At 29.4% G+C, this 13,051-nt stretch carries 10 protein-coding genes; 9 read left to right on the top strand and 1 reads right to left on the bottom strand.

The genetic code is table 11. From position 1 onward, the window contains the following. The first annotated feature begins 80 nt into the window (after positions 1–80). The 9 genes from CP523_RS11690 to CP523_RS11730 all read left to right on the top strand — a co-directional run bounded on the left by CP523_RS11690 (position 81) and on the right by CP523_RS11730 (position 10,613). Positions 81–1,235: an iron-containing alcohol dehydrogenase gene (locus CP523_RS11690; RefSeq protein ID WP_066673380.1), complete on the top strand. Its 1,155-nt coding sequence runs from the start codon at positions 81–83 to the stop codon at positions 1,233–1,235. Positions 1,236–1,240: 5 nt separating this feature from the next. Beyond that, positions 1,241–2,086, top strand: a complete 846-nt coding sequence (locus tag CP523_RS11695; protein ID WP_120140882.1) for a class II fructose-bisphosphate aldolase — start codon at positions 1,241–1,243, stop codon at positions 2,084–2,086. Positions 2,087–2,099: 13 nt separating this feature from the next. Then, positions 2,100–3,116, top strand: a complete 1,017-nt coding sequence (gene iolC / locus CP523_RS11700) for a 5-dehydro-2-deoxygluconokinase (RefSeq protein ID WP_120140883.1) — start codon at positions 2,100–2,102, stop codon at positions 3,114–3,116. A 13-nt stretch (positions 3,117–3,129) separates the two neighbouring features. After that, positions 3,130–3,897 (top strand): 5-deoxy-glucuronate isomerase, encoded by a 768-nt coding sequence (locus CP523_RS11705; RefSeq protein ID WP_120140884.1) that lies wholly within the window; start codon positions 3,130–3,132, stop codon positions 3,895–3,897. 16 nt (positions 3,898–3,913) lie between these two features. After that, positions 3,914–5,833: a 3D-(3,5/4)-trihydroxycyclohexane-1,2-dione acylhydrolase (decyclizing) gene (gene iolD / locus CP523_RS11710; protein WP_120140885.1), complete on the top strand. Its 1,920-nt coding sequence runs from the start codon at positions 3,914–3,916 to the stop codon at positions 5,831–5,833. 41 nt (positions 5,834–5,874) lie between these two features. Continuing rightward, positions 5,875–6,876 carry an inositol 2-dehydrogenase gene (iolG, locus tag CP523_RS11715; protein WP_066673387.1) on the top strand — a complete coding sequence of 334 codons (1,002 nt, stop codon included), beginning with the start codon at positions 5,875–5,877 and terminating at the stop codon, positions 6,874–6,876. Between the two features lie 75 nt (positions 6,877–6,951). Then, positions 6,952–7,845, top strand: coding sequence for a myo-inosose-2 dehydratase (gene iolE / locus CP523_RS11720; RefSeq protein ID WP_066673388.1), 894 nt, complete (start codon positions 6,952–6,954; stop codon positions 7,843–7,845). Positions 7,846–7,935: 90 nt separating this feature from the next. Beyond that, positions 7,936–9,525, top strand: coding sequence for a solute:sodium symporter family transporter (locus CP523_RS11725; RefSeq protein WP_066673389.1), 1,590 nt, complete (start codon positions 7,936–7,938; stop codon positions 9,523–9,525). 41 nt (positions 9,526–9,566) lie between these two features. Continuing rightward, entirely contained in the window at positions 9,567–10,613 is a 1,047-nt protein-coding gene (locus CP523_RS11730; RefSeq protein ID WP_066673391.1) for a Gfo/Idh/MocA family protein, read from the top strand. Positions 10,614–10,770: 157 nt separating this feature from the next. Here the strand turns inward: CP523_RS11730 and CP523_RS11735 are convergent, their stop codons facing one another. Continuing rightward, positions 10,771–12,849 carry a helix-turn-helix domain-containing protein gene (locus tag CP523_RS11735; protein ID WP_120140886.1) on the bottom strand — a complete coding sequence of 693 codons (2,079 nt, stop codon included), beginning with the start codon at positions 12,847–12,849 and terminating at the stop codon, positions 10,771–10,773. Between the last annotated feature and the right edge of the window lie 202 nt (positions 12,850–13,051).

Here is a 13,051-nt window from a genome sequence, read left to right on the forward strand (position 1 = left end):
ATGAAAAAGTTATTGACATATATTGGAAACAAAAGTATTATTAAAACATACAGAAAAGTTAACAAATGAGAGGTGATTATATGGCAAAGCAATTTATTATGCCTAAACGTATTATTACAGGAAAAGGGGCATTGGAAGAAGGAAAAAAGTATTTAAATAATTTTGGTAAGAAAGTACTAATTATTACGGATAAAGTAATGGTACAGCTTGGAAATGTAAAAGTTATAACTGATATTTTGGAAGAGGAAAAAATTGAGTATGTTATATACAGTGAGATAAATAGTGAACCAACAGATACAATGATAGACAATGGTATAAAATTGTATCAAATGGAAAATTGTAATTTTCTAATTGCTTTAGGTGGAGGTAGTCCTATAGATTCAGCAAAAGCTATAGCAGCTATGATAACTAATGAAGGTAGTATAGCAGATTATAAAGGAAGAGAGATCTCAAATGAACTTCCACCAGTAGTTGCAATACCAACTACAGCAGGAACTGGATCAGAGGCTACACAGTTTACAATAATAACTGATACTAAAAATGATGTTAAAATGCTTTTAAAAGGGGCAGCTTTATTACCAGTATTGGCTATTATTGATCCAAGATTTACTGTTACATCACCAGCTAAAGTAACTGCAGCAACTGGATTAGATGCATTAACTCATGCTATAGAGGCTTATACATCTAGGAAATCTCAACAGCTCTCAGATGTTTTTGCAATTTCAGCAGTAAAAAGAATATTTAAATATCTACCTATAGCTTTTGAGAATCCTAAAGATTTAAAAGCAAGAGAGGAAATGGCCCTAGCAGCTTTAGAGGCTGGCATAGCATTCAATAATTCATCAGTAACTATAGTTCATGGTATGAGTAGGCCTATAGGTGCATTATTTCATATAGCACACGGGCTATCAAATGCAATATTGTTAAAAGAGTGTTTTGAGTATGTAGTTGATGGAGCATATGATAAGTTTGCTCAACTTGCTAGAGAAATAAATGTAGTTAATAACGAAATAGAAGATGAAGTAGCAGCAGAAATTTTTATTAAAGAGATAGGTAAATTAATTGATATATTAAGAATACCAAATATTAATGAACTTGGAATAGACAAAATTAAATTCTTAAATAATATAGAAAAGATGGCAAAGGATGCTATTGAAAGTGGAAGTCCAAGCAATACGCGTAAGATTATTGAAGCTAAAGATATAATAAATATCTACAATAATTTGTGGAGGTAATAAAAATGTCTTTAGTAAAAATAACTGATCTTTTAAGTAAAGCTAAAGAAGAAAATTATGCAGTTGGTAGTTTCAGTGTGTCAAATATGGAAATGATTATTGGGGCTTTAAAAGCAGCTGAAGAAACTAATTCACCAATAATTTTTCAAATAGCAGAAAGTAGATTATTAAATTCTCCATTAGATTTAATAGGACCTTTAATGATAAGTGCAGCAAAAAATGCTAAAGTTCCAGTAGCAGTTCATTTTGATCATGGAACAACAGTAGTTAATATAAAAAAGGCTTTAGAATTAGGCTTTACATCAGTAATGATTGATGGATCTCATTTGAGTTTTGATGAAAACGTTAAAATAACTAAAATTGTAAAGAATTTAGCAAATAGATATGGAGCAGATGTAGAAGCTGAGATTGGACAAGTTGGTGGAAGTGAAGATGGAAGTGAAGATATACAAATGAAAGTAACAAGCATTAAGGATGCTAAAAGATTTGTTGAGGAAACTAAGGTTGATGCTTTAGCAGTAGCTATAGGAAATTCTCATGGAGTTTATAAAGGAACTCCCAAACTTAGATTTGATGTATTAGAAGAATTAAGCAAGAATATAGAAATACCGTTAGTTTTACATGGTGGATCAGGAATAACAAATGGAGATTTTAAAAAATGTAAAAATAAAGGTATAAGAAAAATAAATATTGCTACAGCTACCTTTAATTCTGTTGAGGAGTCTGTAAGAGAACTTTATTTAAATAATGAGAAGAAAAATTATTTTATACTTCAAGAAGCAGAGGTACAGGGAGCTTATAAAAACATAAAAAATCACATAGAAATTTTTGAAAGTATAAATAAAGCTTAGGAGATAGATTGTTATGAGATATATAAAATTTGAAGAGAATAGAAAATTTGATATTGTGCCAATAGGGAGAGTAGCTATAGATTTCAATCCTACAGACATTCATAAACCATTATCAGAAAGTAGAAACTTCAATAAATATTTAGGTGGTTCTCCAGCTAATATAGCAGTTGGACTTGCGAGATTAGGTAAAAAAGTAGGATTTATAGGAAAGGTTTCAGATGATAGATTTGGTGAATTTGTAGTAAATTATTTTAAAAATGAAGGTATAGATATATCTAAAATAGCTAAAGCAAAGAATGGTGAATCATTAGGACTAACATTTACTGAAATATTAAGTCCTACAGAAAGTAGTATTTTAATGTATAGAAATGGTATAGCAGACTTACAGTTAGATGTGAATGATATAAGTGAGACGTATATTAAAAATACTAAGGCCATTGTAATATCAGGAACAGCATTAGCGATGAGTCCATCAAGAGAGGCAACATTAAAAGCTTTAAGATTTGCTAAAAAAAATAAAACAAAAGTAATTTTTGATATAGATTATAGAGAGTACAATTGGAAAAATAAAGATGAAATTTCTATATATTACTCAATAGTAGGAAAAGAAAGCGATATAATTATGGGTTCAAGAGAAGAATTCGATTTAATGGAAGGATTGATTACTAAAAATAGTACTGATGAAGAAACAGCAACAAGATGGTTAAGTTGTGGAAATAAGATTGTAGTGATTAAGCACGGTAAAGATGGATCTACAGCTTATACTGGTGATGGTAAATCATATAGAATAAAACCTTTTCCAGTTAAACTCTTAAAATCATTTGGTGGTGGAGATGCTTACGCATCAGCATTTATATATGGAATATTAGAAGGATGGAATATAATGGAGGCTTTAGAGTTTGGAAGTGCATCGGCAGCAATGTTAGTAGCAAGTCACAGTTGCTCTGAGGATATGCCAACAGTAGAATCTATTAATGAGTTTATAAAGAAGGAAAAAGAAGAATATGGAGAGATGGTAGCTAGGTGCTAAGGAGGTAATTATTATGGTAGAAAATATAGGGTTTGGAGAAAATGGAGTAAAGATTGTAACAGAAATTAATGGTAAACACAGTAATATGCTAATGGATATATGTGTAGTAAAAATTAATAAAGGTGATGAATTAGAAATTCTAGATCCCAAGAAAGAAGTAGCCGTACTTCTTATGGAAGGTAAGATTAAATATATATGGAAAAATAATGAAGTTGAAGTTAGCAGAAAGAATGTATTTGAAGAGGAAGGATATTGCTTACATGTATGCAAAAATGAAAAAATCAGAATAGAAGCTATAGATAATGCAGAGATTTTAATTCAGAAAGCTGAAAATCATAGGGAGTTTGAAGATAAACTTTATACACCAGATGATGTTATAGTTCAAATTTCATCTCTAGATAAATGGGATTCAACAGCAGCTCGTAAGATAAAAACATTTTTTGATTATAATAATGCACCATATTCTAATATGGTTAATGGTGAAATTGTTTCTTATCCGGGAAGATGGTCTAGTTATATTCCACATGAACATCCTCAACCTGAAGTTTATTATTATAAATTTGATAAGAAACAAGGGTTTGGAGCTTGCTTTATAGGAGATAATGCATACAAGGTTAAAGATGGAGGATATGCTGTAATAGAGGGTGGATACACACATCCGCAAGCTACTGCACCAGGATATAGAATGTATTATTGTTGGATGATAAGGCACTTGGAAGGAAATCCTTGGACAGAAAGAATTGATGACCCAGACCATATATGGTTATTAGATGAGAAATAGAAAGGGTGATAAGTTTATGAGAATGACTGTAGGACAAGCGGTTGTGAAATTTTTAGATAATCAATATATATTTTTTGATGGAAAAGAAGAAAAGTTTGTTGATGGTATATTCACAATATTTGGACATGGGATTGTAGTTGGATTAGGAGAAGCTTTGTATGAAAATCCAGGTAAGCTGAGAGTATATCAAGGAAGAAATGAGCAGGGGATGGCTCATGCTGCAACAGCCTTTGCAAAACAGAATAATCGTAGAAAAATAATAGCTTGTTCAAGTTCAATTGGTCCAGGAGCAGCTAATATGGTAACAGCAGCGGCAACAGCAACTGTTAATAACATACCATTATTATTATTACCTGGAGACTCTTTTGCTACCAGGCAACCAGATCCTGTACTTCAACAAATTGAACAACATTATAGTTTAGGAATAACTACAAATGATGCATTTAAACCTGTATGCAAGTACTGGGATAGAATTAGTAGACCTGAACAACTTATGTCATCAATGCTAAATGCTTTTAGAGTTTTAGCTGATCCAGCTGAAACAGGAGCTGTATGTATAGCATTGCCTCAAGACGTTCAAGGAGAAGTATATGATTTCCCGGAGTATTTCTTTAAGAAAAGAGTTCATAAGATAACAAGGCCTCTAGCAGTTGAAGAGGAATTTGAAGAGGTTATAGAAGTTATAAGAAATAAGAAAAAACCATTGATAATTTGTGGTGGTGGAGTAAGATATTCAGAAGCAGGTAAGGCTTTATTAGATTTTGCAGAGGAATTTAATATCCCTATATGTGAAACTCAAGCTGGTAAAAGTTCTATAGAATCTAGTCATATCTTAAACTTAGGAGGAATAGGGGTTACTGGTAATTTAGCTGCAAATATCATTGCAAAGGATGCTGATTTAATAATTGGTGTTGGAACTAGATTTTCTGATTTTACTACTTCATCAAAAGCATTATTTAAAAATCCAAGTGTTAAATTTGTTACTATAAACATATCAAAATTTCATGGTGAAAAAATGGATGCTAAAAAGATTATAGGTGATGCAAAAGTTTGTATTAAAAAGCTAAAAGATATGTTAAAAGCTAATATATATAAATCAGCATATAATAACGAAATAGTTCAGGCTAAAAAAGCCTGGAAGGAAGAAATGAATAGATTAACAAGTATTAAATATGATGAAAATTTTAAGTCTTTAATAAAGCCTATGAAAGAAGGGTGTATAGAGGAATTTTCTTTATTAACAGGAGGAAGTATAGCTCAAACTACTGCATTGGGAATTATTAGAAAAAGTATAGATGATAAATCAATAATAGTTGGTGCAGCAGGAAGTTTACCAGGAGATTTACAAAAGATGTGGGAAACTGATTATATAGACTCGTATCATATGGAGTATGGATATTCATGTATGGGGTATGAAATAGCAGCAGCATTTGGAATTAAGTTAGCTAAACCAGAAAGAGAAGTTTACGCTATGGTTGGTGATGGAAGTTATTTGATGTTACATTCAGAAATGGTAACATCAATGCAGGAACATAAAAAAATAAATATCCTTTTATTTGATAATTGTGGATTTGGTTGTATAAATAATTTACAAATGTCAAATGGCATAGGAAGTCTTGCAACTGAATTTAGATATAGAGATAATAATAGGAAATTAGAGGGGGGATTAATTCCAATAGATTTTGCTAAAGCAGCAAGTGGATATGGATTAAAAACGTATACAGCAAAAACTCCTTTAGAGCTTAAAGAGGCATTAGAAGATTCAAAAAAACAAAGGGTATCAACTTTAATAGATATAAAAGTTTTACCAAAGACAATGACTGATGGTTATGGAGCATGGTGGCATGTTGGAATAGCGGGAAAATCAGAAATAGAAGGAGTAAATAAGGCTTTTAAAGAGAAAGAAAATAACTTGAAAGATGCAAGGAAATATTAAAATATTTGGAAATAAATTAATTTAATGGGGGGGAAAGGGTTATGATTAATATAGGTGTTATTGGTGCAGGAAGAATAGGGAGAATTCATGCGCAATCAATTCAAGAAAAGGTAAAAGGTGCTCAAGTAAAGACCATAGCAGATGTATATAGAGAATCAGCTAAGAAAGCTTCAGAAGAATTAAGAATACCAAATTACACAGAAGATTACATGGAAATTTTAAATGATCCAGAAATTGATGCTGTAATAATATGTTCATCAACAGATACTCATTCAAAAATATCAATCGAAGCTGCTGAAAGGGGAAAACACATATTTTGTGAAAAACCTATAGATTATGATGTTCATAAAATTGAAAAAACTTTAGAAGCTGTAAGAAAAGCAGGAATCAAATATCAAGTTGGATTTAATAGAAGATTTGACCATAATTTTGCTAAATTGAAGGAACTTATAAATGCAGGTAAAATAGGGGATCCAAATATAATAAAAATTACCTCAAGAGATCCACAAGCTCCGCCAATAGAATATGTAAAAGTTTCAGGTGGTATGTTTTTAGATATGACAATCCATGATTTTGATATGGCTACTTTCTTAAGTGGAAGTAGAATTTCAGAAGTATATGTACAGGGAGCTTGTATGGTTGATCCTAAGATAGGTGAAGTTGGAGATGTTGATACAGCTATAGTATCATTAAAATTTGAAAATGGATGTATAGGTGTAATAGATAATAGTAGAGAAGCTGCTTATGGATACGATCAACGTGTAGAGGTATTTGGAAGAAAAGGCTATGTAATGGCAGATAATGATACAGACACTACAGTTAGAATAGCTTCTAATGATGGGGTAGTAGAAGAAAAACCTAAGTATTTCTTCTTAGAAAGATATATGGATGCTTATATAAATGAAATGCAACAATTTATTGATTGTCTAATTAAAGATAAAGAGGTTCCAGTTGGAGCTAAAGAAGGGTTATATTCAGTATTAGTTGGATTAGCTGCTACTAAATCACTGAAAGAGGGTAAACCAATAAAAATACAATATTAATAAACCTAATAAATTAAATAAAAATTAATGGTATAGATAATATCTGTTAAGGATATGTAAAATGGGGGATGTAGAATGTTTAATGAAAATGTAAAATTAGGAATAGCACCAATTGGATGGACAAATGATGATATGCCAGACTTAGGAAAGGAAAATACTTTTGAACAATGTATAAGCGAAATGGCGTTAGCTGGATTTACTGGAACAGAAATTGGAAATAAATATCCAAGAGATGTGAAGGTTCTAAAAAAAGCTTTAGATTTAAGAAAAATGGAAATAGCAAGTGCTTGGTTTAGTGCATTTTTAACTACAAAGCCATATGAAGAAACTGAAAAAGCTTTTATTGAACATAGAGATTTCTTGAATTCTATGGGTGCTAAGGTAATAGTTATTTCAGAGCAAGGTCATAGTATTCAAGGAGAAATAGATACTCCAATATTTGGTTGTAAATATGTTTTTAATGATGAAGAGTGGAAAAGATTAGCTGAAGGATTAAATAAATTAGGACAATTAGCAAAGGAAAAAGATATGAAGGTTGTTTACCATCATCATATGGGGACTGGTGTTCAAACAACTGAGGAAATAGATAAGTTAATGGATTTAACTGATGAAAACTTGGTTTATTTATTATTTGATTCAGGACATTTAGTTTGTTCAGGTGAAGACGAATTAGTAATTTTAAAGAAATATATAAATAGAATAAAACATGTTCATTTAAAAGATGTTAGAAAAGATGTAGTTGATGAAGTTAGAAGAAATAAATTAAGTTTCTTACAAGGTGTAAGAAAGGGAGCATTCACAGTTCCAGGAGATGGATCAATAGATTTTGATCCTATATTTAAAATACTGTCAGAAAATAAATATGAGGGATATTTATTAGTAGAAGCAGAACAAGACCCTAAAAAAGCAAATCCGTTAGAATATGCAATAAAAGCAAGAAAATATATAAAACAAAAAACTAATATTTAATTAATAATTAGTTTATGTAAAAGAATTTGATGGTAGTAGTATTTTAAATAAATATTACTACCATTATAAGATATGCCAGGAGGAGAATTTATGTTCATATTTTTGAGTTTTGTGATTTTCTTAATAGTGGTATTTGCTATTGCATGGTATAAATCAAAAGGGACTAATAATACAGAAACAGCAACTGGATATTTTTTAGCTGGTAGGGGTTTAAACGCTCCTGTAATTGCTGCAACTATGATACTTACCAATCTTTCTACTGAACAAATTATTGGACTTAATGGTCAAAGTTATGCTACTAATATGGGACCTATGGCATGGGAGGTTACATCATGTGTAGCTCTTATAATATTAGCCCTTGTATTTTTACCAAGATATTTAAAGGGAGGAATAACTACTATTCCAGATTATTTAGAAGAGAGATTTGATAGTTCAACCAAGCGGATAGTTTCAATCTTATTTTTAGTTAGTTATGTGGTAACGTATATACCAACAGTTTTATATTCTGGTGGTTTGGTATTAAATCAGATTTTCGGAATAGCAGATTTATTAAAAATAACAACATTTCAAGCAATTGCAGTAACTGGATTTTTCTTAGGGGTAGTAGGAGCTATTTATACAGTACTAGGTGGTATGAAGTTAGCTGCGTTTTCTGATACTATAAATGGAATTGGGTTATTAATTGGAGGGCTTTTAGTACCTATATTAGGAATATTATTACTTGGTAACGGGAATTTTATAGATGGTTTTGAAGTAATACTTTCACATCCAGAAAATCTTAATGCTATAAATCCAGCTAATGCACAGGCACCATTAATTCCTTGGCCAGTATTATTTACTGGATTATTATTTAATAATTTGTTTTATTGGTGTACCAATCAATCAATTGTTCAAAAAGCATTAGGAGCTAGTAGTCTAAAAGAAGCTCAAAAAGGTGCTATATTTGCAGGTTTAATAAAAGTTTTAACTCCAGCAATACTTGTTTTTCCAGGAATAATATCTTTTTCAAAATACGGAAATTCATTAATTAATGCAGATGAAGCTTATCCAACATTATTACTTGATGTATTACCGAAACCTTTACTTGGAATATTTGCAGCAATACTATTTGGGGCTGCAATGAGTTCACTAAATGGGGCTATGAACAGTTCATCAACATTGTTTACATTAGATTTATATAAACCCATTATAAACCCAGAAGCTTCAGATAAGAAGCTTGTAAAAGTAGGGAGAAAATTTATTATAGTAGTGTCAATTATATCAGTAATTGTTTCACCATTTATTTTATATGCTCCATCAGGATTATATAACTTTTTACAAGAATGTAATGGATATCTTAATGTACCTATACTAGCTTGTGTAATAGTTGGATTCTTTACAAAAAGAGTTCCAAGTTTAGCTGCAAAAGTAGTATTTTTAGTACACATCTTTTTGTATACGTTATCAAAAGTCTTTTTCTCAAATATTCATTTCTTATATGTTTTAGGAATACTGTTACCAATAAGTGTAATGGTTATGATTGTTATAGGTAAAATTAATCCAAGAGAAACGGATTTCGTACAAGCAGATAAGTCTAAAGTTGATATGACTCCATGGAAACATGCAAAGTTAATGTCATTTTCTATAGTAGTTATTATGTTACTTATTTACTTAGTATTTTCACCTTTAGGAATCGCTTAATTAAAATTTAAATACAAATAAGAATTTAGGAGGACTTTAAAATGAAAAAAATAAACTTTGGAATAGTAGGGGTGGGAAGGTTAGGAAAAGCTCATGCTGAAAATTTAGCATTTAAAATTCCAAATGCTAATCTTTTAGCGGTGTGTTCAATAGATAAGTCTCAAATTGATGAAGTTCAAAAAGCTTGGAATATTCCATACAGATACGCTAGTTTTGATGAAATGTTAACTAATAAAGAATTAGATGCAATATTCATAGCTTCACCATCAGGATTTCATTGTAATCAAATTAAAAAAGCACTAGATGCAGGTTTTCATGTGTTTAGTGAAAAGCCACTTGGATTATATTTAGAAGATACAATAGAAGCGATGAAAGCTGTTAACTCTAATTCAGAAAAAATATTTATGTTGGGCTTTATGAGAAGATATGACAAGTCATATGCTTATGCTAAGAAAAAGATAAAAGAAGGTTTTATAGGGAAGCCAGTACTAGTTAGATGTTATGGATTAGATCCAGCTAAAGCTTTACCAAGTTTCTTGAAATTTGCTAAAGATAGTTATAGTGGTGGATTATTTTTAGATATGGCAATACATGATATTGATTTAGCTAGATGGTATCTGGAATCAGAAGCAGATGAATTATGGGCTATAGGGGATGCTTATGAATATGAAGAATTTAAAGAAATAAATGATGCTGAAACAGGCTCAGCTATGATTAAATTCAAAAATGGAACAATGGCATTACTTGTTGCAGGAAGGAACTGTGCTCATGGATATCATATAGAAACAGAAATAATAGGTACTAAAGGCACATTAAGAATTGGCACAACTCCTAACAAAAACTTAGTTACTATATTTGATGAGAGGGGTGTTAATAAAGAATGTGCAGGAGGATTTTTAGAAAGATTTGAAGATGCATATTTGGAAGAAGTAAAAGAATTTGTTAATTGTATATTAGAGAATAGAAAACCTAATGTTACAGTTGAAGATGGGGTATTATCAACTATAGTTGGATATGCTTGTAAAGAATCTTTTGAAACAGGGAAGTTGGTTAAGATTGACTATTCAAAATATGAAGATTTAAAATAGTTATATAAAACTTCAAAATAGATTAAGTATTCATTTTATAAAAATAATTTTAAAAGCTATGCTGTGTATAGATAGGGTGATATAGTGAATGTATATCACCCTATATTTGTTAATAGTATAAGTTAAAGTGTAAATATAATAAGAATATATGTTTATTTTACAATCTAGATTTAGTACTTTTTATTAAAATTAGTTTAGCTCCATAACCTTGTAACTCTGTAATTATATTAAGAATTGTATTCTTTTTAGAATATTTAAATTCAATTTTAGGAAAGGATGCTCTATGGAGAATTTCTTTTTCTTCTTTACTTAATCTATCTGGTGACCCCATTGAAATCCAATAATTATAAGATGAACCTATTTTTTCGTTTACTTCATAGGTAATTATTCTAGAGGAATTTTTTATATTTACTATATTTAAAGAAAGTTTTTTCTTGTAAACTTTGCCTTTACCTCTTTTTTTGAATAAATCATGATAATCGGCAAGAGAATCTAAGTCATCATTATGAGAATATAGAAGAATACAATATTCATCTTCTTTTTTTGTAACAATATATCCATTATCCATGGCTACTATTTCATTACCGAGTTTGCTAAGTAAATAGTAGGCATAATAAGATGGCTTTCTTATTCCCATATCATTAACAATACCAGGAGCACCTATAAACACTTCGTTAGTTAAACTCATTTCTTTTTCTAAAACATCAAAGGCTCTCAAATCATCTAAAGAAACTCCTTTAAATATTGTATTATGAATTATAAATGGAAGCATAAATGCTGTATCGTAAACCTTATTACGATTATTACTAAGAGAGATAAAATTGGAATTTAAAACATTTAAGTTATATTCATTTTTTAATAAAACTAGTAATTCTTCTTTTATTTCATGATTTATTTCAGATGAAAATTGAAATTTGAATTCGCATACATCAATATAATCAATTTCCGAAAAGTACTCAAAGAAACTATTAAGAACTTGTGTATATTTTTGTGTGGTAAATAGTATATTATCTAATACTATAAGAGGTTTTAAGTCTAAATAATCTAAGAACTCTATAACACTTTTAGTTTTATTCCAGTTGTAAAAATCAGAGTTTGGAAATACCCCCATATCACTATTAAATAAATTTTCTATTCTTCCATAACTAAAATGGATTTCTTCTTGGATTTCTTCTAATATATCTTTATTATCTTCAATTAGTAAATCAAAGGAATCTCCTAAATTAATAACTTCCTTAAATTCTTTATTAAACTCTTTTAATACATTGTCCATATCTATATGAACTTTCCAAAGTTTGTTTTCATAATTAAATCTATCATAATCCTCTAAATCATAGGCTAGATAATCTAAAGCCTCCTCTAAAGGAAAAACTTCTAAAATTTTCTGATTTTCAAAATCTTTTTCAGTTAACTTATTTTTCTTTCTATATTGAAGAGGTGTACAGTTATAATAATTTTTAAAGTTTTTATTTAAATATCTTACGTGAGAAAATCCAACTTCATCAGATATATCTGATATACTCATATCAGTATCTAAGAGAAGTTTAACGGATTCTTCAACTCTTGTTAAATTAACTAAGTCAGTAAAGCTATACCCCGTAGCAGATTTAATTTCATGTGATAAATAGTGTGGACTTAAGAATTCTTTTTTTGCTATATCTTGAAGAGTAATATTGCTATCATAATTATTAAAAATATACTTAGATATTCTATGATATCGTGCTAATTGATCGGCATTATCTTTTAATTCTTCTTTCTCATAAGTTAAATAGTGAAAGTTGTTTATTAAGTGATAAAGCAAATCGACTAGAGTAGATTCAATAACTTCATCATAATCTTCTGTTCTTTGAACAGTTTCACATAATATTCTAGCTAAAAAAGTTCTAAAATCATCATATTCTTCACCATCTTGAGCATCATCATCAGTTGTATTTGTGTAGAAAAATATATTATTTATATCTGTATAGTATTTTTCAAAAAAATAAGGATCTATATGAAATACAAGAACTCTATTTTCAGTATCACTATATATTCTATGAGCTTCTTCAACATTAATAACTTCTAATTCTTTTTCTAGAATTTCGAAAGAGTCAGTATCTATATTAACTTTAAGACTACCTTTAAGAACATATAATATTTCTATAGAATTATGCCAATGTATTGGATAATTCTTTATACAAGTATAAGTAACTTTTACCGGTAAATCTGAAAGATAATTTATATATTCTCTTCGCATAAAAATCATCACCTTTAAAATAAGATTAAGATTTCTATAAAGAAATCTTTATTTAATATATTAAATAATCATATAAAAATTAGTATTAATAAATTTATTATACCCTAATAATAATAAATTGAAAAATTGGAAAATAAGAAAAGTAAAAAATAATAATTTTACTTTGACTTTCTTTGACTTTTGTATTATTATAAGAATATAG

Origin of the sequence: Clostridium septicum, assembly GCF_003606265.1 — a bacterium.
In the GTDB taxonomy this organism is placed as follows: domain Bacteria; phylum Bacillota; class Clostridia; order Clostridiales; family Clostridiaceae; genus Clostridium; species Clostridium septicum.

Excerpts from the sequence above, each read along its gene's own strand:
- CP523_RS11690 (WP_066673380.1), top strand. The coding sequence starts at position 81 with ATGGCAAAGCAATTTATTATGCCTAAACGTATTATTACAGGAAAAGGG.
- CP523_RS11695 (WP_120140882.1), top strand. The coding sequence starts at position 1,241 with ATGTCTTTAGTAAAAATAACTGATCTTTTAAGTAAAGCTAAAGAAGAA.
- iolC (WP_120140883.1), top strand. The coding sequence starts at position 2,100 with ATGAGATATATAAAATTTGAAGAGAATAGAAAATTTGATATTGTGCCA.
- CP523_RS11705 (WP_120140884.1), top strand. The coding sequence starts at position 3,130 with ATGGTAGAAAATATAGGGTTTGGAGAAAATGGAGTAAAGATTGTAACA.
- iolD (WP_120140885.1), top strand. The coding sequence starts at position 3,914 with ATGAGAATGACTGTAGGACAAGCGGTTGTGAAATTTTTAGATAATCAA.
- iolG (WP_066673387.1), top strand. The coding sequence starts at position 5,875 with ATGATTAATATAGGTGTTATTGGTGCAGGAAGAATAGGGAGAATTCAT.
- iolE (WP_066673388.1), top strand. The coding sequence starts at position 6,952 with ATGTTTAATGAAAATGTAAAATTAGGAATAGCACCAATTGGATGGACA.
- CP523_RS11725 (WP_066673389.1), top strand. The coding sequence starts at position 7,936 with ATGTTCATATTTTTGAGTTTTGTGATTTTCTTAATAGTGGTATTTGCT.
- CP523_RS11730 (WP_066673391.1), top strand. The coding sequence starts at position 9,567 with ATGAAAAAAATAAACTTTGGAATAGTAGGGGTGGGAAGGTTAGGAAAA.
- CP523_RS11735 (WP_120140886.1), bottom strand. The coding sequence starts at position 12,849 with ATGCGAAGAGAATATATAAATTATCTTTCAGATTTACCGGTAAAAGTT.